The sequence below is a fragment of the Catellatospora sp. NPDC049133 genome (genome assembly GCF_040648455.1).
GTDB classification, from domain to species: Bacteria; Actinomycetota; Actinomycetes; order Mycobacteriales; family Micromonosporaceae; genus Catellatospora; species Catellatospora aurea.
Map to the genome: position 1 here is coordinate 1 of NZ_JBEZDT010000067.1, position 21,035 is coordinate 21,035.

The window sequence follows — 21,035 nt, forward strand, 5'->3', positions numbered from 1 at the left end:
CAACACGGCGGCATTGACCGCCTACCAAAAGTGGGGATGGCACAAGCTCGGCGAACTGAAGCCGTTCGAGGACTCACCAGTCTACGAAGCCATGGTGTTGGATCTCATGCGTAGCTAAGTCAAGGAGCTACCTGAACAACACAAACCACCCGCCGTCGGTTGTTGGTCCACACGGGCAGCTCAGAGCACGAACCGGCACTGCCGTACTAGCCCTGTCGAGCGACAAGGCAGAATCATTGCTCCAATCGGGAATCGCTGACGGTAAATTGCTCCAGGTGATCCCGGCGTCGTGAGGATTTGTAGCGTTAGCTTCACTCTAATGGCGGTCACCCAAACAGGCGAATAAACGCTTGAATTCTTGCACCTTGCATTTACTCTGCCCTCTGTGGAAATCAACTGGCGCATTAAGCTTCCTCGACGACCCTGGATGTTGGCGGGTGGATTAATAGTGGGATTGGCGACCGTCCTTGGCACGGTCTTCGCGGGCCTCCCTCTGCTCACGGATACTGCGGAAGCAGAAAGTGGCGAGGCTAAAATGCCCCGCGGTACCATCACGTCGCCAACCGGCAATCTCATCCCACAGTGCGCCACATTGTCTGGCCACGCAGAGATCCCCATTGGCCAGGTCCTCTGGGTCACCTACGAAACGCCGAACCGCATGATCGGATTAGCCAAGGCAATAGTACAGATCGATGGCTCGTACACAGTAGAGGACACCGTCGGCGGGGCGCATGACGGCGGCAAGAACTTCGTCTTCAGTTTGACACTACTGTCCGATGCAGACAGCAAGTTCGTCGACGGCATCAAGCCTTTCGGCAATGCCGACAACAGGCCCGGATATCTGTTATACGAAGCGCTTCCACCAAGCGCTCAAAAAATAGCAACAAAGACATTCACGCGCGACCCTAAAGGTCCACATTCCCATTGCGGTGCCAGCAAGCAAAACAGCTGACATATCCGCCCCGAACCCGGTGTCATTGGCATTCGGCGCGCTCCAGGGGTCAGGCGGACCGCATATCGCGGCATATGCAGGTGCAGCATCGTCACCCGGCCTGCCGGATGCAGCCGCCGCACGTGCGGCGAAGCATCCCGCACATCGGGTTGCTGGGCTATGCATGGAAGTGAACCGCGTAGGCCTCAAGGTCCGATGGGGCCTGCCAGTGATCTCACTGGCAGGCCCCATCTCACCAATTACCGCAGGTTTGATCAGCTACCCGAGAAGGTGAACGTCGACCCAGGCTGGGTCACGATGTTCCCCGTACCCGAGTTCGTGATCGTGACGTTCGACAGCGTCGCGCTACCCCGGGCCTGGGCCATGGCCAGCATGCCCGCGCCGTTGTTCGACTTGTCGATCTTCACGTTGGTGATGACCACCCCCGGAAGCTCACCCGCCTTGAACTGGATGCCGTCGTACGTCGAGTCGTAGATCTCGGTATCACGAATCGTGACCCCCGGGATCGCGACCGTCGCCGCGAACAGCGTGATGGCACCGAACTCCTGGTCCTCGTTCCAGAACGCCCCACCCGTGCGGTACAGCGCGTTGTTGGCGATCAGCGTCTGACCCGTGAAGGGGATCGGGTCGTGGTCGGTCGCCAGCATGATGCCCGGGTAGTTCATCGTGTCGTAGATCAGGTTGTTCTCGATCTTGTTGCCGTATCCGCCGTACACCGCGATGCCGTTGGCCCGCCACGGCAGCTGCACCGTGTTGTTGACGAACCGGTTGTCATGCCCGATGTCGACCGACGTGTCCTTCACGTACTTGCTGGCCCAGACCGCGAGCGCGTCGTCGCCGTTGTTGCGGAACGACGAGTTGAACACGGTCGAGTTGCGGGTGCCGTTGGTGAAGTTGATGCCGTCGGCGTACGTGTTGCGCACGCGCATGCCGCTGAACTCCAGCCCGTCACCGGGTCCCCACAGCTCGGGGATGTTGGAGTAGTCGCGGCCGACCCAGGCGCCGACGTTCGCGTGCTCGATCCACACGTTGGTGATCTTCGTGCCGACGCCGAGCCGGCCGTTGATGCCGACGCCGCCTTCGGCGTTGCCGTCACCGCCGCGGATCCGGCCGGAGCCGAAGATCGCGATGTCGGAGATCTGGGTGTTCTTGTCGATGTCGAAGCCGAAGTTGCCCTCGTGCGGGTGGTTGATGCCGCCCGCGTTCTGCGGCTGGATCAGCGAGTAGAGGCGGGAGTGCCACATGCCCGCGCCCTTGATGACGACGTTGCTGATGCCGACCTGGTTGTGGGTGCCGCGGTTCAGCGGGTCGTCGGTCAGGATCTTCTGCTCCTGCCGCCACTGGCCCTCGGGGATCCACACGCAGCTGATCTGCCCGTTCTGGTCGGCGGTCACCGCGGCCTGGATGGCGGCGGTGTCGTCGAGGCCGTCGTTGGGCACGGCGCCGTAGTTGGTGATGGAGGTGCACTCGGCGGGCTTGCTCAGCGGCGCGGCCACCTGCTCAAGATCGATCATATCGATGATGTAGAAGGAGGCGTTGTCGCCGGAGTCGCGCTGGAGCTTGAACTTCGTGCCCGGCGGGTACGAGGTGCCCAGCAGCGCGTTCGACTCGTCGAACAGCCGGCGCGCGTTGGCCGACGGGGTGTTGGTCAGGCCCTCGGGGTCGTCGGTGGTGCCGTAGAGCCAGCTGTGCACCGAGGACAGGGTGAGCTTGCGGTTGAACGTGCCGTTGACGTACAGGCTGATCGTGAAGTCCTGGCCACCGCCGCCGGCGGCGTCGGGGACCGAGTTGCGGACGACGATCGAGTTGGCCTGGTTGGTCGAGGTGAACTCGACGTACTGGCCCTGGGTGGTCAGGCGCACCGACTTGCGGCCCGAGGACTCGGTGGCGAAGTTGGTGTGTCCGAAGGTGCGCAGGGCGTCCGTCTGCAGCAGTTCGCCCTGGTAGGCGGCGGACTCGGCCTCGTACGAGGTGTACGGGACGGCCGCGCCCCGGCCGACGACGATCGACGAGGTCAGCGAGTTGTTGGTCTCATTGGTCTCGGTGACGACGTTGGTGGCGTCGGCGCTGGCGGTGATGGTCGCGCCGCCGGAGGTGGCGGTCCAGGTGCCGTTGACGGCCACGTTGACGGTGGCGCCCGCGGCGATGGACGCGGTGTTGGTGTTGAGGGTGGTGGAGCCGGCGGTCACCCGGGTGACCGTGGTGACGCCGGAGGCCGTGGTGCCGCGGTTGTTGACGGTCACGGTGAAGCTGACCGCCGCGCCGACGGCCGGGTTGGCCGGGTTCGTGGAGATGCCGGTGACCTGCAGGTCAGGGCCGGGGGCCTGGGCCACGACGAGGTTGCTCGCGGCGTTGGCGGTGTTGTTGTTCTCGTTCTTCTCGACGACCGTGCTGGCGTTGTCGGCGCGGGCGCTGACGGCGTACGTGCCCTGGCCGAGGTTGCCGATCGGCAGGCTCACCGACTGCGAGCCGCCGGCGGCGATGGCCGCGACGTCGACGGTGCCCTTGAGCGCGCCGTCGAGGTAGAGGCCCACCTTGGAGGCGGGGGCGGACAGGTCGCCGATGTTGTTGACGGTGGCGGTCAGCGAGATGCTCGACGCCTCGTTCGGCGAGGACGGGGTCCACGACACGTTGCTGACGGTGAGGTCAGGGTTCGGCGCGGGGGTGCCGCAGACCTCGAACTCCGCGACCTGGCCCGAGGGGGCGCCGGTGTTGGAGTTGAAGGACAGCCGCACGTCGGCGGTGGTCGCCGAGACGGGGACGCTCACCACGTTGTTGCCCTGGGTGAACTGGTAGCTCGCCGCCGACACCAGGTTGGTGTAAGTGGAGGAGGACTGCTCACGGCCCAGGATCTGGAAGTTCTGGGTACGCGTGCCCCACGAGGCGTCCGGGTTCAGCTTGACGTTGACCTGGGTGACGACGTGGTTGCCGCCGAGCGCCACGGTGAGCGTCGCCGGGTAGCCGCCGCCCTCCCAGTAGGTGCCGAGCTGGCCGTCGTTGGCCTTGTCCGGGGTGAACGTGAACGTGGAGCCGTTCGCGGTCATGGTCTTGCCGGACGCGACGTTGACGCAGCCGGGCTGCTGGGTGCCGGTGCGGGTGACGGTGTTGCTGTTGGCCGACACGTTGCCCGCGTTGTCGCGCGCCCGCACGTAGTAGGACACGGTCGCCGTGGCGGCCTGGGTGTCGTTCCACGTGGTCACGGTGCCGACCTGTGCGGCCAGCGCGCCGTCGCGGAACACGTCGTAGCCCGCCAGGCCGCTGCCGCCGGTGTCGGTCGACGCGCCCCAGTTCAGGGTGATCGTCGTGCCGGAGGTGCTGTGGCTCAGCGTGCCGGGCGTGCTCGGCGGGGTGGTGTCGGTCGTGGTGCCGGTCCGGGTGACGGTGTTGCTGTTGCCGGAGACGTTGCCCGCGTTGTCGCGCGCCCGCACGTAGTAGGACACGGTGGCCGTGGCGGCCTGGGTGTCGTTCCACGTGGTGACGGTGCCGACCTGCGCGGCCAGCGCGCCGTTGCGGAAGATGTCGTAGCCGGCCAGGCCGCTGCCGCCCGCGTTGTCGGTCGACGCGCCCCAGTTGAGCGTGATCGTCGTGCCGGACGTGCTGTGGGTCAGCGTGCCGGGCGTGCTCGGGGCGGTGGTGTCGGGTGTGGTCCCGGTGCGGGTGACCGTGTTGCTGTTGGCCGACACGTTGCCCGCGACGTCACGGGCCCGCACGTAGTAGGACACGGTGGCCGTGGTCGGCTGGGTGTCCTGCCAGGTGGTGACCGCGCCGACCTGGGCGGCCAGGGTGCCGTTGCGGTAGATGTCGTAGCCCGCGAGGCCGCTGCCGCCGGAGTTGTCCGTCGACGCGCCCCAGTTCAGGGTGATCGTCGTGCCGGACGCGCCGAGGGTCAGGTTCGACGGCACGCTCGGGGCGGTGGTGTCGGGGGTGCCGGCGCCGGGCCCGTACACCTCGATCTCGGAGAGCTGGCCCGCCGGCCACGCGGTGTTGGCGGTGATGTTGATCCGCACGTACCGGGTGGTGGTCTGGGTGAAGTTGATCGTCACCGAGTTGCCGGCCACGGCCGGGTTGAAGGTGTACGACGCCGAGCCGACGATGTCGGTGAACGTCGAGCCGTTGGTGCTGCCCTGGACCGCGAGTGTCTGCGAGCGGGTGCCCCAGCCGGAGGTGGGCAGCTTCAGCACGACGCGGTTGACCGCGACGGACGAGCCGAGGTCGACGGTGGCCCACTCGGGGAACGAGTTGTTGACGCTCTCCCAGTAGGTGCCCTGGTTGCCGTCGACGGTCCGGGACACGTCGTAGACGTCGGCGTGGCCGCTCTCGGTGGTCGGGCGGCCCTGCGCGAGGTTGGTCGACGCGCTGGCGGTGCCGTAGATCTCCAGCTCGGAGAGCTGCGCGGCGGCCCAGCCGGTGTTGGCGCTGATGTTGACGCGCACGTACCGGGGCGAGGTCGCCGGGAAGTTGATGGTCACCGAGTTGTTGGCGACCGACGGGTTGAAGCTGTAGCCCTGCGAGGCGACGATGTCGCTGAAGCTGGAACCGTTGGTGCTGCCCTGCACGGACAGGGTCTGGGTGCGGGTGCCCCAGCCGGCGGGCAGCTTCAGCACGACCTGGTCGATGGCGGTGGCGGCGCCGAGGTCGATCTGGGCCCACTGCGGCAGGGAGCCGGAGCTCTCCCAGTAGCTGCCCTGGTTGCCGTCGTTGAGGTTGCCGGTCACGTAGGGGCCGTTGACCGAGCTGGCGGAGGTCGTTTTGCCTGATGACAGGTTGGGGCCGCCGGCCGCTTGCGCGACCGCCGCCCACCCGGCGGTGGCGATCATGGCAGCGGCGACCGCGGTCGCCACCACTCTGATCGGAGTCCTGGTTCTCATCACTGTCCTTTGTCACGGAGGGACGGTTCCGCGGGTGGACGGGGATCCACACGCGTTGCGGTGAAACGGGTGAACGATCAGCCGCGACGGTGAGCGGGGCCGGGCGGTTGATGTTTTGCAGGCGTGGTGTAACCGCTGACGTGGCGGGGGCGTGAACTCAGCCCGGGCCGCGTGGAGGTGATCGACCAGTGCGTACGAATGCCGACGTCATACCGGGCCTCTCCCGAACGGATGGAGAACACCGGCAGGTGAGCGGCCTGCAGGGAACTTGCACAAGCTAACGACAAAACTAAACATCTGTTTGTCGAAATCTTGCACTGCGTCGGGGGCAACGTTACCGACACGTCACGAACACGTCAACACTTCGACGGTCGTGAGCCGACGAACGGATGAGATGTGCACACGACGACATGGCCATCCGGACGGAATCCGGATGGCCATGTGTCCACTATCGACGGTGCGGTCAGCCCGCGGCCAGCACCTCGCGCAGTCGCGCGGCGAACGCCGCCGGGTCGCCGGTGAAGCCGATGTGGTCGCCGGGGAACATCGTCGGCTCGATGTCCAGCTGCGCCGCCAGCGCCCGCGAGGTGCGGTCGCAGAGCTGGCCGGTCGACTCCTCGCCGATGCCGACCACGAGCCGGGTGCCGCCCTTGCGCAGCGCCGCCGCGTCCGGCACGAAGCTGACCGTCGGCAGCAGCATGTGGGCGTACTGGAAGTGCTCGTCGGCGACCGACTGCTCGTCGCGCTCGCCGCCGACGATGGCCTCGAACACGAACGGGGGCAGCTCGATGTTCGCGATCTTGAGGAACTTCGCGAACGCGCCCCGGTGGTCCCCGCCGAGGTAGGTGGCGATCATGTCGTCGGTCGCCACCCGCAGCTCCGCCCGGTCCTCGACCAGCTCGTCCAGCGGCGGCTCGTGTGCGATGAGCGTGCTCACCAGGTCGGGCCGGGCCTCGGCCAGCGCCAGCGCGCTGACCGCCCCGCCGCTGGAGCCGAGCACCACGGCCGGTCCGGCGTCGAGGTGGGTGATCAGCCGGGCCAGGTCGTCGCCGCGCTGCTGCGGCGTCGAGTCCTGGTCGCGGTCGTCGACCGAGCTGCGGAAGATGCCCCGCGGGTCGGTGGTGAGCACCGTGTGGTCGGTCGCCAGCAGCTCGGCCAGCGGCGTGAACGCGCGGGCGTCCATCGGCGCGCCGATCAGCACGATCAGCGGACCGGCGCCCCGGACCTCGTAGTGCAGCCGCGCGCCGGGCACCTCCAGGGTGGCGGCGGGCACGGTCGAAACGTCGTTCATCAGGTCTCCCTAGCAGGTGAGATGGCTCTCGTACCTGAATGAGACCGGGCGCGTGCGGCAGAATCGTCGCTTGTGAGCGAACTTTCCTCCGCGTCGGCCGGGGACCCGCCCGCGCCCGGAGCCGAGGATCCCGATCTGACCGCGGCGCGGGGCGGGGACGACGCCGCGTTCACCCGGCTCGTCGAGCCGCTGCGCGCGGAGCTGCACGCGCACTGCTACCGGATGCTGGGTTCGGCCCATGACGCCGACGACGCGCTGCAGGACGCGCTGCTGCGGGCCTGGCGCGGGCTGGCGGGTTTCACCGGGCGCGGCTCGCTGCGGTCGTGGCTCTACACCGTGGCGACCCGCACCTGCCTGGACCTCGTCGAGGCGCGCGGCCGGCGGGCGCTGCCGATGGACCTGGGCCCGGCCAGCGCCCACGTGGTGCTCGCCGAGACCCCGCTGACCGAGGTCGCCTGGCTCGGGCCGTACGCCGGCGCGGGTCTGGGGTCCGGTCCGGCCGGGCCGGGCGCGCGCTACGAGCAGCGCGAGGCGGTCGAGCTGGCGTTCGTGGCCGCGCTGCAGCACCTGCCGGGCAACCAGCGGGCGGCGCTGCTGCTGTTCGAGGTGCTGGGGTTCTCCGTCGCCGAGATCGCCGCGATCATGGACACGTCGACCACCTCGGTGAACTCCGCGCTGGCCCGCGCCCGCCGGATCGTGGCGGAGAAGGCACCCTCCCCCAGCCAGCAGCAGACCCTGCGCAAGATCGGCGACGCGCGGGTGCGGGAGGTGGTGAGCCGGTTCGCCCAGGCGCTGGAGCGCGGCGACGCCGACGCCCTGATCACCCTGCTGGTCGAGGACGTCACCTGGTCCATGCCGCCGATGCCGCACTGGTACCACGGCCTGGCCGCGGTCATGGACTTCGCGGCACGTGTCCCGCTGACCTCGTGCGGCTCCTGGCGGCACCTGCCGGTCGACGCCAACGGCCAGCCCGCGGTGGCCTGCTACCTGCGCCCCGGCAACGAGGGCGAGCACCTGCCCTGGTCGGTCAATGTGCTGACCCTGCGCGACGACCGCATCGCCGAGGTCACCGCGTTCATCGGCGAGGAGCACTTCGCCCTCTTCGACCTGCCCACCTCGCTGCCCTGACCGCCACCGCCGCGAGCGGGTGCGACGACTCACCATGATCGTTCGACTTGCCCGGCAAGTGGGCGAATGAACGGTCAAGATACGCACAGGTGCCAGGCAAGTCCGATGACCTTGAGGGGCGCGCGGTCACGCGGCGGCGGGGACGGGTTCTTGCTCGTCCTCGTGGGCGATGCGGGTCATCTCGCGCCACAGCAGCACGACGAAGGCTGCCGAGCCGGCGAAGGCGAACCAGAACGGCGCGGTGACGCCGTAGTGGGTGGCCAGCACGCCGCCGATCACCGAGCCGACGACCAGCCCGCCGAAGACGCAGATGGTGTTGAGGCTGTTCACCCGGCCCTGCAGTTGCTCGGGCACGGCCCGCTGGCGCACCGTGACCGAGGTGGTGCCCCAGACGAACGCGTGCGCCCCGAACACGAAGAAGATCGCAGAGGCGACCACCGGTGAGTTCGTGACCGCCAGGCCGAGGTGGGTGAGGGTCTCGATGATCAGCCCGACGCGCATCACGTTGCCCAGGCTCACCCGGCGGGTGATCGCCCCATACAGCGCGGTGCCGAGCAGACCGCCGACCGCCGAGACGGTGGTGAGCAGGCCGAAGCCGATCGCGCCGAGGCCGAGCCGCTCCTGTGCGTAGAGCACGAGCACCGACCACGCCGCCCCGAAGGTCACGTTGAAGATCAAGATCGTGAGCACGAGGGTACGCACGGCCGCGTGGTTCACCGTCCAGCGGAATCCTTCGGCGACGTCGCGCCGCAGGCTGCGCCTGTCCTGCGCGGGCCGCTCCCGGACCGGCAGCCGCACCCGCGACACCAGGACCACCGCGGCGGCGACCAGCACGACCTCGGTCGCGAACGGCCAGGCCGTGCCCGCGGCGAACAGCGCCGCCCCGATCGGCGGGCCGATCAGCTGATTGAGGGTGATGAAGCCGGTCTGCAGCCGGGCGTTGGCCACGGCCAGGTCGTCGCGGTGCACCAGCATCGGCGTCAGCGTGCCCGCGGTGTTGTCGGCGAACACCTCGGCGACGGTCAGCAGGCCGATCGCGGCCAGCGCGCCGATCGCCGTCAGCGTCCCGGTGAGCATCGTCGCCACGAGTCCGGCCAGCACCAGGACCCGGGCCAGGTTCGCCACGATCATGATCAGTCGGCGGTCGTGCCGGTCCGACAGCACTCCGGCGTACAGGCCGAACACCAGCGGCGGGGCCCAGCGCAGCAGCGCGGCCAGCGAGATCAGGAACGGGTCGTCGGTCAGCGAGGTGACCAGCAGCGGCCCGGCCGCGAGTGCCACCCCGTCGCCGAGGTTGCTCGACCAGGACGAGGCCAGCAGCCAGCGGTAGCCCGCGCCGAGCCGGGCGGGCACGACGGAGTCGACTACCTTGCGCACAAGGACGAGACCCTACGCGGACGCGCGACCGGGTCGCAACGCGTATTCATGAGCCCGATGCGGTTCGGCGCGACAGTTTCGCGGACACCGCACCTGTCGGGGCCCGCGATGCCGCAGTTTTCGCGAAACTGCGGCAGGCCGCGTCATCGGCCGGCGAAGCCGATCACGGCGAGCGCCGCTGAGGCGAGCGCCAGGACTCCGGCGACGACCTCGCCCCGGGCGGAGAACCGGCCGCTGCCCCAGCGCTGCGGGAACAGGACGTCGTCGGCCCGGCGGGCTTTGACGATGACGTAGCCCGCGTAGGCGTTGAGCAGGGTCGCGCCGACTGCCACCGCGGGCAGCAGCCACGAGTCCCAGACGGCGAGCGCGACGCTCAGCACCAGGCCGACCGCGCCGGACAGGGCCGCGGGCAGGCCGGCCGCCTGCCAGGTGCGCGCCTCGGTGAGCGCCGAGCGGGTCCGTGCCCGGCCGCCGGGCTGCATCCGTGCGGCTGCGGCGGCTCGGCGGGCCCGGACTTCGCGGCGTGACTTCGGCATGGGAGGCAGTGTGCCCGACGCCGTCCAGCGGCCGCGGGCGTGGTCTCAGGGCGGCCGAGGTCCCCCGAATCTCGGCCCGCCCCGAGACCATCGGCACGTCGGCGTGCCAGCCGACGAACGCGCAACGGTTTGCCACAGGGCGTTTCGACCCGTGCCGTACGCTCGCCGATACCGCGCATCGTGTCCGATCGCGGTACAGGCGATGTACAAAGCGGACCGTAGTCGCCTGAGCACGTTTCGTTGTCGGGATCGTGGTCGGGAAGGCGAGACGGCAGTGGAGTTCCAGACGCTGGGACCCCTTCAGGCGGTACACGACGGACAGCCGGCCTACCTGCCCACGGGCCACAAGCCGCGGCTGGCGCTCGCCGTCCTGCTGGCCCGCCTGGGTCGGCCGGTGCCCATGGACGTGCTCGTCGAGGCGCTGTGGGCCGACCAGCCCCCGGCCTCGGCCCGGCGCAACGTGCACCAGTACATCAGCCAGCTGCGCGGGGCCCTGGGCACCGAGCGGATCCTCAACGCCCCCGACGGTTACACGGTGCCCGCGGGCGAGTCGCTCGACGCGGCCCGGTTCGGCGAGCTGAGCGCCGCGGCGGCCGCGGCCATGGACCGCGGCGATGTCGAGGCCGCGGCCCGGGACTGGCGGACCGCCCTGGACCTGTGGCGCGGCCCGGCGTATGCGGAGTTCACCGCGTTCCCGCCGCTGGCCGACGAGGCGCTGCGCCTGGACCAGCAACGGCTGGCCGCGTACGAGGGCTGGGCCGAAGCGGAGCTGGCCCTGGGCCGGCACCGGCAGGTGGCGGGCACGCTCGAGACGCTCGTGGCCGAGCAGCCGTTCCGCGAGTTCTTCCGCGGCTGCCTGATGCTGGCCCGCTACCGCAGCGGGCGGCGGGCCGAGGCGCTGGACCTGTTCCGCGACACCCGCACGCTGCTGCGCGACGAACTCGGCCTGGAGCCCGGCCCGCAGCTGCGGGCGCTGCACGAGGCGATCCTGCGCGACGACGAACGGCTCACCCGCCCCGGCCGGTACGACTTCACGCCCGAAGCGCCCGCGGCCGCAGAGCCGGTGACCGTGCCCCGGCAACTGCCCGCCGACGTGGCGGGCTTCACCGGCCGCGACGCGGCGCTGCGGGAGCTGGACCGGATGCGCGACCGGGAGGCCGGTCCGGCCCGGGTCGCGGTCATCACCGGCAGCGCGGGGATCGGCAAGTCCTCGCTCGCGGTGCACTGGGCGCACCGCTCCGCCGAGCGTTTCCCCGACGGGCAGCTCCATGTCAACCTCCACGGCTTCGACGCGTCCGGCCCGCCGACCAACCCCTCGCAGGCGGTCCGCGGCTTCCTCGACGCGCTGGGCGTGCCGTCCGCGCGAGTGCCCGCCGACCTCGCCGAGCAGGCCGCCCTGTACCGCAGCCTGCTGGCCGGGCGGCGCATGCTGCTGGTGCTGGACAACGCCCGCGACGCCGACCAGGTGCGCCCGCTGCTGCCGGGCACGGCCGGATGCATGGTGCTGGTCACCAGCCGCAACCAGCTGTCCGGCCTGGTCGCGGCCGAGGGCGCCCGGCCGGTGTCGCTGGCCGTGTTCACCGCCGCCGAGGCCCGGCAGCTGATCACTCACCGGCTCGGCGGCACCGCGGTCGAGCGGGAGCCCCGCGCCGTGCGCGACGTCATCGCCCGCTGCGGCGGGCTGCCCCTGGCCCTGGCGATCGTGGCGGCGCGCGCCGCCGTCGGCTCGGCGCTGCCGTTGGCCGCGCTGGCGGCGGAGCTGGCCGACGGGCGCGACAACCTGGACGCGTTCAGCGGCGACGACACGGCCACCGATCTGCGTGCGGTGTTCTCCTGGTCGTATCGCCAGCTCAGCGATGGCGGCGCGCGGATGTTCCGGCTGCTCGGGCTGCATCCGGGGCCGGATGTCTCGCTCGCGGCGGCGGCCAGCACGGCCGGGCTGACCGTGCGGCAGGCGCGCCCGCTGCTGGCCGAGCTGACCCGCGCGCACCTGGCCGTCGAGCACGGCCCGGGGCGGTTCCTGCTGCACGACCTGATGCGGGCGTACGCCGCGGAGCTGGTCGCCGAGGCCGACCCCGAACCGGACCGCTTCACCGCGCTGCGCCGGACGTACGACCACTACCTGCACACCGCCAACAGCGCGACGCTGATGGTCTACCCGCACCGGCACCGCATCGCGATCCTGCCCTGCGACGAGCAGGTGACGCCGGAGGCGCACGCCGACCGCGACGCGGCCTACGCCTGGTTCGCCGCCGAGCACGCGGTGCTGCTGGCCGTCATCCGGCAGGCCTACGAGCTCGGCTGCGACGGGCACACCTGGCAGCTGGCCTGGACACTGATCACCTATTTCGACCGGCAGGGCCACTGGCTGGACCAGGCCGCCACCCAGCGCACCGCGCTCGACGCGGCGCTGCGCTCGGGTGACGTGACCGGCCAGGCCCACGTCTACCACGGGCTCGGCGTCTCCAGCACCTGGCTGGAACGCTACGACGAGGCCCAGCAGCACTACGACAGCGCCATGGCGCTGTTCGCCCAGGCCGGCGACGCGGCAAGCCAGGCCAACACGCTGCTCGCGCTCACCTGGCTCGGCGAGCGCACCAGCCGCTACGCCGACGCCTACACCTACGCCGAGCGGGCATACCAGCTGCACCGGGCCACCGGGGACCGGTCGGGGCAGGCCAAGGCGCTGAACACGATGGGCTGGTTCCAGACCCTGCGCGGCGACCACGCGGCGGCGATCACGGCCTGCGCGGAGGCGCTGGCACTGCACGAGGAGGTCGGGGACCTGGCCGGGCAGTGGGAGACCTGGGACAGCCTCGGCCATGCCCACCTGCACCTCGGCAACCACGAGCAGGCCGTGCTCGGTTTCGGCAACGCGCTGGTCCTGGTCCGCCAGACCCGTGACCGGTACTGGGAGGCGTTCATCCTCGACCACCTCGCCGACGCGCACGAGGCGCTCGGTGAGACGGGCACGGCCGGCGGGCTGTGGCGGGACGCGCTGCGCATCATGGAGGAGCTGGCCCACCCCGACGCGGAACGCATCCGCGCCAAACTCGACACCGACGCGGCCCAGGCCTGACCGTCGGCAACGCCGTCCGGGCCGCCACCCGGGTGGGTGTGGCGGCCCCGACGGTTCAGCGCTGTTACCGGGTGGACACCCGCTCGTCCGACTCGGCCTCGGCGGCGTCGCGGGCGAGCTTGGCGTCGCGGGCCGCCCGAGCGGCCTCGACCTCGCGTTCGGCGTCGGCCGCACCGGCCTCGGCGGCGCGCTGGGCGGCCAGTTCCGTGGCGATGGTGTCGTGCTTGCGCTTCAGGTCGAGGTTCTCGGCGCGCTGCGCCTGCAGTTCCCGGCGGGCCGCCATCCGCCGGCGGGCGCGCCGACCGGCCCCGCCGAAGAGCATGAACAGCCCGACGAGCAGCAGCGCCCCAGCGGCCGCGCCGATGAGGAAGACCTCACCGACCGAGAGTGTGGCGTTGTAGCCGAACAGCTCGACCGAGCCCACCGACGCGGTGAACAGGCCGTCATTGTCCATGAAGGCCACGAGCGCCAGTCCGGCCAGGCCGAGGACCAGCAGCAATCCGAGCAGCATCATCATTGTCCTCCTGCGTGCCGACAGCGGTGTTGATTCGTGGTGACGGGCCGCAGATACCCACCGGACACGGCCGTAAACCGCCGCGGAAACGAAGGATCCCCGCCGACCACGGGGGAAGTCGGCGGGGAACGTCTATGACGATACTCCTCCGGACCCGAGCCGGGTAGTCCACGGTACGAAGCAATTCGTTCCGATCTCCACCGTCGTGATCGGATGGCGCGTCAGCGACCCGCGAACAGGCGTCCCACCAGGGCCGATGCCAGATCGTCGGTCAGCGTCCAGGGTTGGAACAGCACCCGGTAGACGATCGGTGCGACGACATGGTCAATCACGTCCCCCACCGGCACCCCGCCACCGGCCCGCTCGATCAGCAGGGTCGCTTCGGCCCGGCGGTTGCGCAGGCAGTCCGAGTCACCCGCCCCCGCTCCGGCCGCCCCGCCGCGCAGCAGTGCCGCGGCGGCCGGCTGCCGGAAGTGCTCGATGATCTCCTGCGCCCAGCGGGTCAGGTCTTCGCGCAGGTCGCCGGTGTCGGGCAGGGGCCGGTCCGGCGAGATCCGGTACGTCGCGAGGTCGTTGATCATCGAAGGGGCGTCGCCCCAGCGGCGGTAGATGCTGGTCGGGTTGACCCCGGCCCGCTCGGCGACCATCGGGATGGTCACCTGGGCGCTGCCGCGCTCCTGCACCAGTTCCTCGACCGCGGAGCGCACCGCGGCGAGCACCGCGGCGCTGCGGCCGCCGGTGCGCCGGGCGGGGCTGGGTGTGGCAGACATGACTCCCACTCTAACGCAGAAATATTTGCTTTAACTTTCGCGCTGAGGCTACGGTCGCCCAAGACACTAAACGCAATGATCTTTGCTTTAGGGAGCGTACGTCATGACCATCGCCGAGCGGGCCACGCCTTATATACCCCGCCACTCCGCCCGGACCGCCCGGCGGCCGCTGTCGCCGACCGTCGCCTTCACCGGCGCGGCGCTCGCCTTCGGGTCGCTCTACCTGGCCGCCGGTGCACCCACTCCGCTGCTCGTCCTGTTTCAGCGGCAATGGGGCTTTGCGCCGTCCATGCTCACCGTCGCCTTCGCCGCGTACGCCTTCGCGCTGCTCGCCGCCCTGCTGGTGGCCGGCTCGCTGTCGGACCACCTCGGCCGGCGGCCGGTGCTGATCGGCGCGCTGCTGGTGGAGCTGGTGTCCATGCTGATGTTCGTGTTCGCGCCGAACCTCGGCTGGGTCATCGCCGCCCGGGTCGTGCAGGGCCTGGCCACCGGTGCCGCCAGCAGCGCGTTCACCGCCTCGCTGCTGGAACTGGCCCCGCCGCGGTACCGCCGCTGGGGTTCGCTGATCGGCAGCGTCGCCCCGGCCGGCGGTCTCGGCCTGGGGGCGCTGCTCACCGGCGTCGCGGTCCAGTTCACCCACTCCGCCAACGTGATCGTGTTCAGCACGCTGACCGTGATCATGGCGATCGGCGCGGTGGTGCTCTACCTGTCCGCCGAGACGTCCGCCCGCCGACCCGGTGCGCTGGGCTCGCTCGTGCCGCGGGTCACCGTGCCGCACCCGGCCCGGCGCGAGTTCGCCGCCGCCGTGCCCGTGCACCTGTCGGCCTGGATGATGGCCGGCCTGTTCATGGGCCTCGGGCCGACCATCGTGCGCGGCGTCTTCCACCTCGACAGCGGCCTGCTCAACGGCGCGACCGCGTTCCTGGCCCCGGGCGCGGCCGCGGTCGCGGGCATCATGACCGGCCGCTTCCACGGCCGCCGCGCCACGGTGCTCGGCAGCGCCGGACTGCTCACCGGCACGCTGGTCGTCGCGGCCGGCATCGCCGCGGGTCTGCTGCCCGTGGTCTGGCTCGGCGCGATCGTCAGCGGCCTCGGCTTCGGCGCGTCGTTCGGCGGCGCGCTGCGCCTGGTCGCCCCCCACGCCCAGCCGCACCAGCGGGGCGGCCTGTTCGCCGCCGTCTTCCTGGTCGCCTACCTGTCCTTCGGCCTGCCGCTGATCGTCGCCGGCCAGAGCGTCGCCTCCGTCGGCCTGCTCCCCACCGTGCTCACCTACAGCGCCATCGCCGTCCTGATCGCCGCCACAGGCCTGCTCACTCAGCTCCGCCTGCGCCGCAGCGACGCCGTCGCGGCCTGAGTGTTTCGTCGTGGCCGGGCAGTTTCCGGGAAACTGCACGAATCGACCGGCTGATTCGTGCAGTTTCCCGGAACACGCAGCAGGGCTGCCATGAAACGGACGCACCGGAGCATCGGCGGAATCGCTTGCGGTGCAAGCGGAAGCCAGTTGTCGTCGTCGCGCGGGAAGGGCCGCTAGCGTCTACAGTTGGCCGCCATGACCTCCCAGGCGGACGCGGCGGCGGGCACTGAGCGAGTACGCCGCTACTACGACAACAACGCCGCCGCTTTCGAGCGGCTCGGGCAGGGCGGCGCGTCCATCCACCGCGCCGTCTGGGGTCCCGGCGTGGCGACCCGGGCACAGGCCTTCCACCACGTGGACGAGCTGCTGCTCGACACGCTGCCGCCGGACCTGGCGCGACCGTCCGTAGTGGACCTGGGCTGCGGGCTCGGGGCGAGCCTGCTCTACCTGGCGGCACAGACCGACCTGACCGGCGAGGGCATCACCATCAGCTCCGCGCAGGCGGCGCGGGCGGCCGAGCTGATCGCCGAGGCAGGCCTGGCCGACCGCGTGCGCTGCCGCGTGGGCGACTTCCTGGCGGTGCCCGACGACCTGGCCGGGACCGCCGACCTGGCCTTCTCCATCGAGGCGTTCATCCACAGCCCCGACGCCGACGGCTACTTCCGCGAGGCGGCCCGCACCCTGCGCCCCGGCGGCAGGCTGGTGCTCTGCGACGACTTCCTCACCTCAGCCGCCACGCCCGACTCGCCGAAGGCCGCCCGGCGCATGGCGGAGTTCCGCACCGGCTGGCACGTCGGCTCGCTGCTGACGGTCGGCCAGGTGCGCACCACGGCCGCCGCGCACGGCCTGGAACTGGTCCGCGACCTCGACCTCACCCCGTACCTCGAACTGCGCCGCCCGCGTGACCGCTGGATCAGCGCGCTGCTGGCGGTGGGCCGCGTGTTCCGCCCGACCGGCCTGTACTGGCAGTCGCTGGTCGGCGGCGACGCGCTGCAGTGGGCGCTCATCCACGACCTGCTCAGCTACCGCTTCCTCGAACTGCGCCGCCGCTGACCGGAGCGGCCCGCCCGCGTGGCGGGCCGCCCCCGTCGACAGGTCACTCGACCGTCATGGAGCCGTACGTCGGAGCGCCGGCCAGTTCCAGGGTCTGCATCGTCACGCCGGTCGGCGTCGACCTGAGGTCGGCGAGCCGGAACCCCGACGGCGTACGCCCCTGTGCGAACAGGCGCATACCCGAGCCGAGCACGACCGGGAACACGATGAGCCGGACCGTGTCGATCAGGCCGGCGTCGAACAGCACCTGGGCGAGCGCGCCGCTGCCGTGGATCTGCAGTTCGCGGCCGGGCTGCTCCTTGAGTTTGGCGACCTCGGCCACCACGTCCCCGCCGAGGACCGTGCTGTTGTGCCAGTCGGCCCCGGTCAGCGTGCGGGACGCGACGTACTTCGGCAGCGCGTTGAGGGCCTTCGCGATCGGGTCGTCCGGGTCGGTGGACTTCGGCCAGGCGGCGGCGAAGATGTCGTAGGTGCGCCGGCCGAGCAGGAACGCGTCGACCTCGCCGAAGACACCGGTGATGAACTCGCCCAGGGTGTCCTCAAAGAACGGCACCACCCAGCCGCCGTGCCGGAAGCCGTCGGCGGTGTCCTCCTCCGGGCCACCCGGACCCTGGTAGACGCCGTCGAGAGTCACGAACTCCGTGAGTGTCAGTCTCATACCAGTGATGACGATCCAGGGGTGCGGAAGTCATCGGTCCGGGCAGGAATTCAGCAGTGATTAAGCTGGAACCCCGGCCCTACAGGGCCGGGAGGAAAGCCGTCACCCAGCCGGGCGCTTCCGGTTCTCGATGTACGGCCGCGTCATATGTCGGGATCGGATGCCCATCTCGGTGGCACAGTCCAAATGCTACGGTCGCCCGGCAGACCGGCGTCTACCGCAACTACGACCTGCGCAGACACGTTTACCAGGCGATCAAGGACGACCATCGGCTCGGCGTGCAAGCGGCCCAACTGGCCCGGCGCAGGCGCAAGGAAGCGCGGCACACCGCCAACGTCAACCACCGCATCGCCAAGACCATCGTGACCGAGGCTGCACGCACCGGGCGCGGGATCGCCGTCGAGAACCTGACGGGCATCCGCGACCGGGTCCGGCTCCGAAAGCCCCAACGGGTCACACTCCACTCATGGTCGTTCCACCAGCTCGGCGCGTTTCTGACCTACAAGGCACGCCGGGCAGGTGTACCGCTGGTCCAGGTGGACCCGCGGTACACCTCCCAGACCTGCAGCCGGTGCGGTCACCGTGACAAGCGCAACCGTTCCGACCAGGAAACGTTCACCTGTCGATCGTGCGGGGTCGTTGCCCACGCCGATCACAATGCAGCCCTCAACATCGCCCGACGCGGTGTCGAGCGCTGGGGCGCAGTCAACCGCCCACACGCAGCCTCACCTCGCAGCCAGCGAGGAAGAGAGACCTGCAAGCCCGGCCGTTCAGGGTCGGGTAGCTGACGCGTCGACGTTGAGCCGGACCGTGACCGTGTCACCGGCGTCGAGCTTCTCGGCCCTGCGCACCACCGCCTTGACGGGCACGATGTAGCGCCCGTCCTTGGGGAACAGCGAGGTGGTCCAGCCCGTCGTGCCGATCCGGGCGGTCACCGGGATCATGCCCCAGCCGTAGCTGACCTGCGCCGACGCGTCTTCGAGCGCCGGGCAGTGCTCGTCGGGCACGGTCACGAAGTACCAGGGGGCCGGGCCTCTCCAGAACCAGATCTCGCCACTGAACTCCAGGTCCATCGCGCCAGGATAGCCAGCCCGACCGACACGGCGGTCAGGACGCGGGTCCGCGGGGGACCTTGCTTCGGTTCCGCGATCCGCTGGCGGCGGCTGGTTCGTGCCGGATCGACGGCTGCGGGTGGTCGCCCCCGGCAGGAACCTGACCGCCCTTCTTGCGGGACCCCCGGGCGCGGCCTTTGGCCTTCCCGGCAGGGGCAACCGGCACGGGCGCAGCGGACGGTGCCGGCGTCGGCTCCACGGCCGGCGTCGGCGTCGGCTCCACGGGCCACTCCGGCGGCGACGGTTCCATCGGCTCGACTGCCGGTAGCGGGCCCCGGTTGATCCGGCCGTCCCCGTCGATGAGCCACTGCTCGGATGGGAAGGCGTCGCCGCGCACCCGGGCCGCGAGCCAGTCGGCCATCAGGCCTGACGGGGACGGTCCCAGGCGGGCCGACGGCACGCCGCCGATGTGGTGGGGCGAGCCCTGATAGACCACCAGCCGCCGGGGGCCCTGCACTGCGTCGAGCAGTGCGCGGGTCCACTCGATCGGACTGAGCTCGTCGTCCTCCCCGACGACCGCGAGGTACGGCATGGCGATCCGCTCGGCGCGCCCCTGCCAGGTCAGCGTGCGGGCGAACCGGTCGAACTCCGCCTCGTCGGTGTGCCCGGTCATGTACATGAAGCGCATCTTGTAGGCCGGGGACGCCTGCTCGAACACGGTCGTCCAGCCCGGTTCGTGGCAGACCTCCGTGACGGCGCAGGCGCGCAGGCGGGGTTCGTGGGCGGCCACCACGGTCGCGGCGAACGAGCCGAAGCCGCTGCCGGCGATCACGACCTGCTCCGGGTCGAGTTCGGCCCGCCCGGCCAGCCAGTCCACGCAGGCCGGTCCGACCTGAGCCCAGGCGGGCACGCTGAAGTGGGTGCCGAGCATCGCGCACTCGTACTGTCCCGGCCCCTCGATCGCGAGCACGGCAAAGCCGCGGCTGAGGAAGCGGTCGCCGTGCAGGGCGACCGTCGCCTCCTTGGCGCTGTCCAGGTCCGGCACCACGAGCGCGACCGGCAGGCGGCCGCCGGTGTAGCCGGGTGGCAGGTGCAACCAGGCCGGCAGCGAACCGCGGTGGGTCCCGGGGAACGGCACCGACACGGCTTCGACGTGGTGGTCGGCGAGTGCGGCGTAGCGGGCGTAGCAGGCGCGTTTGCGCTCGTGGTGGCCCCGGCTGACGGCGTCGTCGGCGTGGCCCGGCCACTGCGCCGCGCTCCAGTGCACCGCCGCCATGAAGTAGTTCTCCCGCGCGGTGACCAGGTCGCCCATGGCCTCGGCGGTGCGGGCGCGGTCCTCGCGGTGGCGGGCGGTCGCGGCGAACGCGGGCGCGATGGCGTCGTAGGTCCGCGCGTTGCGGCGTACGGCGGCGAAGTCGGCCGCGGCGTCCGTGCCGCAGGCGGCGTTCCAGTGCACCGAGCGGGGGTGGTCCCAGTCGACCCCGTGCTCGGCGATCGCGGCCGCCCACCGGTGCTGTTCCGCGACCCAGCGTCTGACCTGCGGTGTCGTGCCGCCGGCGGGTGCGAGCTGATCCACGGTACTGCCGGCCGCCCTGGTCTGGTCGGCGAGAATCCTGTCCATCCCGGCTCCTCTCCTTGCGACCACCCTGCCCTGACTCAGCCGCCGAAGTGGCCGATTCGGTCATATCTGACGTAAATCGGCACGATGGGGTGGCGCTCGCCGGTCCGACCCCGATCAGGCGGGTGCGTCGACCGGGTCGCGGAAGTCCCGGAAGGTGAACGCGTCCTGTCCGGGGCCGTGTTCATTGAGCAGCGCCAGACGCGCCATGCCCTCCGCGGCGGTCGGCAGGTGCCCGTCGGGAACCCACCACATCACGCTGTGGATCTCCACCGGCCGCTGGAACCACTCCCTGCGCCGCTGCAGCACGGCGAGGTGACGGGACCGGTACACGTAGTCCCACAGGGCTCGTAGCCGCGTTCGCGCAGTGTCGCCAGCCAGCCGGCGGGCTCGTGCAGCCGCTCGCCCGCCGCCACCGCCACCGCGCGCTCGTCTGCGTCCAAGCCGTGAACCACCTCGGCGAGCAACGCCGCCAACTGCTCGTAGTCACGGTGCGGCAGCGTGACCTTGCGCGCGGCGCTCGCTCGGCGATACACCTTGGCCGGACGCCCGCCGCCCGGACCGGGCCTGGCCTCGGTCAACCGCATGAAGTCGACCTCCAGCAGGCCGGCCTCGGCGAGCTTGTCCAGGTGGAAGGCCGCGAGGGTACGCGAGACCCCCGCCTCCTGGGCCACGACGTAGTCGTAGAGCGCCCGGCGCACCGGGTCGTGAGCGCGACCACCGCGTCGAGATCGTCGCTCACACTACGAAGTGTGCCTCCCACCAGGCAGCAGGCCGATCGCGGG

Annotated in this window: 17 protein-coding genes; 6 read left to right on the forward strand and 11 right to left on the reverse strand. The window is 70.7% G+C overall.

What is annotated here, in order from left to right; genetic code table 11:
* Nucleotides 1-385 precede the first annotated feature (385 nt).
* The gene (locus AB0B35_RS41040; RefSeq protein ID WP_361056997.1) at nucleotides 386-952 is read left to right on the forward strand and encodes a hypothetical protein; all 567 of its coding nucleotides are present in this window, start codon (nucleotides 386-388) and stop codon (nucleotides 950-952) included.
* A gap of 254 nt (nucleotides 953-1,206) precedes the next feature.
* Here the strand turns inward: AB0B35_RS41040 and AB0B35_RS41045 are convergent, their stop codons facing one another.
* Both AB0B35_RS41045 and AB0B35_RS41050 read right to left on the reverse strand, forming a co-directional pair.
* Nucleotides 1,207-5,820, reverse strand: coding sequence for a discoidin domain-containing protein (locus AB0B35_RS41045; RefSeq protein ID WP_361057000.1), 4,614 nt, complete (start codon nucleotides 5,818-5,820; stop codon nucleotides 1,207-1,209).
* 463 nt (nucleotides 5,821-6,283) lie between these two features.
* On the reverse strand, nucleotides 6,284-7,111 hold the full coding sequence (locus tag AB0B35_RS41050) for an alpha/beta hydrolase (RefSeq protein WP_361057003.1): 828 nt from the start codon (nucleotides 7,109-7,111) through the stop codon (nucleotides 6,284-6,286).
* Nucleotides 7,112-7,183: 72 nt separating this feature from the next.
* Here AB0B35_RS41050 and AB0B35_RS41055 point away from each other — a divergent pair, with 72 nt between their 5' ends.
* Nucleotides 7,184-8,239, forward strand: a complete 1,056-nt coding sequence (locus tag AB0B35_RS41055) for a sigma-70 family RNA polymerase sigma factor (RefSeq protein WP_361057006.1) — start codon at nucleotides 7,184-7,186, stop codon at nucleotides 8,237-8,239.
* 126 nt (nucleotides 8,240-8,365) lie between these two features.
* Here the strand turns inward: AB0B35_RS41055 and AB0B35_RS41060 are convergent, their stop codons facing one another.
* Nucleotides 8,366-9,616, reverse strand: a complete 1,251-nt coding sequence (locus AB0B35_RS41060; protein ID WP_361057008.1) for an MFS transporter — start codon at nucleotides 9,614-9,616, stop codon at nucleotides 8,366-8,368.
* A 143-nt stretch (nucleotides 9,617-9,759) separates the two neighbouring features.
* On the reverse strand, nucleotides 9,760-10,152 hold the full coding sequence (locus AB0B35_RS41065) for a hypothetical protein (RefSeq protein ID WP_361057012.1): 393 nt from the start codon (nucleotides 10,150-10,152) through the stop codon (nucleotides 9,760-9,762).
* A 274-nt stretch (nucleotides 10,153-10,426) separates the two neighbouring features.
* On the opposite strand from AB0B35_RS41065, the gene AB0B35_RS41070 reads away from it, so the two are divergent.
* Nucleotides 10,427-13,231: a BTAD domain-containing putative transcriptional regulator gene (locus tag AB0B35_RS41070; protein ID WP_361057015.1), complete on the forward strand. Its 2,805-nt coding sequence runs from the start codon at nucleotides 10,427-10,429 to the stop codon at nucleotides 13,229-13,231.
* 64 nt (nucleotides 13,232-13,295) lie between these two features.
* On the opposite strand, the gene AB0B35_RS41075 is transcribed toward AB0B35_RS41070, so the two are convergent.
* Together AB0B35_RS41075 and AB0B35_RS41080 are read right to left on the reverse strand one after the other, a co-directional pair.
* On the reverse strand, nucleotides 13,296-13,745 hold the full coding sequence (locus AB0B35_RS41075) for a hypothetical protein (protein WP_361057018.1): 450 nt from the start codon (nucleotides 13,743-13,745) through the stop codon (nucleotides 13,296-13,298).
* 221 nt (nucleotides 13,746-13,966) lie between these two features.
* Complete coding sequence (locus AB0B35_RS41080; RefSeq protein ID WP_361057021.1) at nucleotides 13,967-14,515, reverse strand: TetR/AcrR family transcriptional regulator; 549 nt, start codon at nucleotides 14,513-14,515, stop codon at nucleotides 13,967-13,969.
* A gap of 103 nt (nucleotides 14,516-14,618) precedes the next feature.
* Here AB0B35_RS41080 and AB0B35_RS41085 point away from each other — a divergent pair, with 103 nt between their 5' ends.
* A complete protein-coding gene (locus AB0B35_RS41085; RefSeq protein ID WP_360540630.1) occupies nucleotides 14,619-15,869 on the forward strand; it encodes an MFS transporter in 1,251 nt (416 codons plus the stop codon).
* 195 nt (nucleotides 15,870-16,064) lie between these two features.
* Nucleotides 16,065-16,922 carry a methyltransferase domain-containing protein gene (locus AB0B35_RS41090; RefSeq protein ID WP_361057024.1) on the forward strand — a complete coding sequence of 286 codons (858 nt, stop codon included), beginning with the start codon at nucleotides 16,065-16,067 and terminating at the stop codon, nucleotides 16,920-16,922.
* Nucleotides 16,923-16,965: 43 nt separating this feature from the next.
* Here the strand turns inward: AB0B35_RS41090 and AB0B35_RS41095 are convergent, their stop codons facing one another.
* Entirely contained in the window at nucleotides 16,966-17,580 is a 615-nt protein-coding gene (locus AB0B35_RS41095; protein WP_361057027.1) for a dihydrofolate reductase family protein, read from the reverse strand.
* 56 nt (nucleotides 17,581-17,636) lie between these two features.
* Here AB0B35_RS41095 and AB0B35_RS41100 point away from each other — a divergent pair, with 56 nt between their 5' ends.
* The gene (locus AB0B35_RS41100) at nucleotides 17,637-18,368 is read left to right on the forward strand and encodes a transposase (protein WP_361057030.1); all 732 of its coding nucleotides are present in this window, start codon (nucleotides 17,637-17,639) and stop codon (nucleotides 18,366-18,368) included.
* On the opposite strand, the gene AB0B35_RS41105 is transcribed toward AB0B35_RS41100, so the two are convergent.
* From AB0B35_RS41105 to AB0B35_RS41120, 4 genes are all read right to left on the reverse strand, one after another.
* Nucleotides 18,351-18,653, reverse strand: a complete 303-nt coding sequence (locus AB0B35_RS41105; RefSeq protein ID WP_361057033.1) for a DUF1905 domain-containing protein — start codon at nucleotides 18,651-18,653, stop codon at nucleotides 18,351-18,353. The genes AB0B35_RS41100 and AB0B35_RS41105 overlap by 18 nt on opposite strands.
* 34 nt (nucleotides 18,654-18,687) lie before the next feature.
* A complete protein-coding gene (locus tag AB0B35_RS41110; protein ID WP_361057036.1) occupies nucleotides 18,688-20,253 on the reverse strand; it encodes an alpha/beta hydrolase in 1,566 nt (521 codons plus the stop codon).
* 114 nt (nucleotides 20,254-20,367) lie between these two features.
* Nucleotides 20,368-20,583, reverse strand: coding sequence for a DUF3291 domain-containing protein (locus AB0B35_RS41115; RefSeq protein ID WP_361057039.1), 216 nt, complete (start codon nucleotides 20,581-20,583; stop codon nucleotides 20,368-20,370).
* Nucleotides 20,505-20,951, reverse strand: coding sequence for a hypothetical protein (locus AB0B35_RS41120; RefSeq protein ID WP_361057054.1), 447 nt, complete (start codon nucleotides 20,949-20,951; stop codon nucleotides 20,505-20,507). The genes AB0B35_RS41115 and AB0B35_RS41120 overlap by 79 nt, the downstream gene beginning before the upstream one ends.
* Nucleotides 20,952-21,035 lie beyond the last annotated feature (84 nt).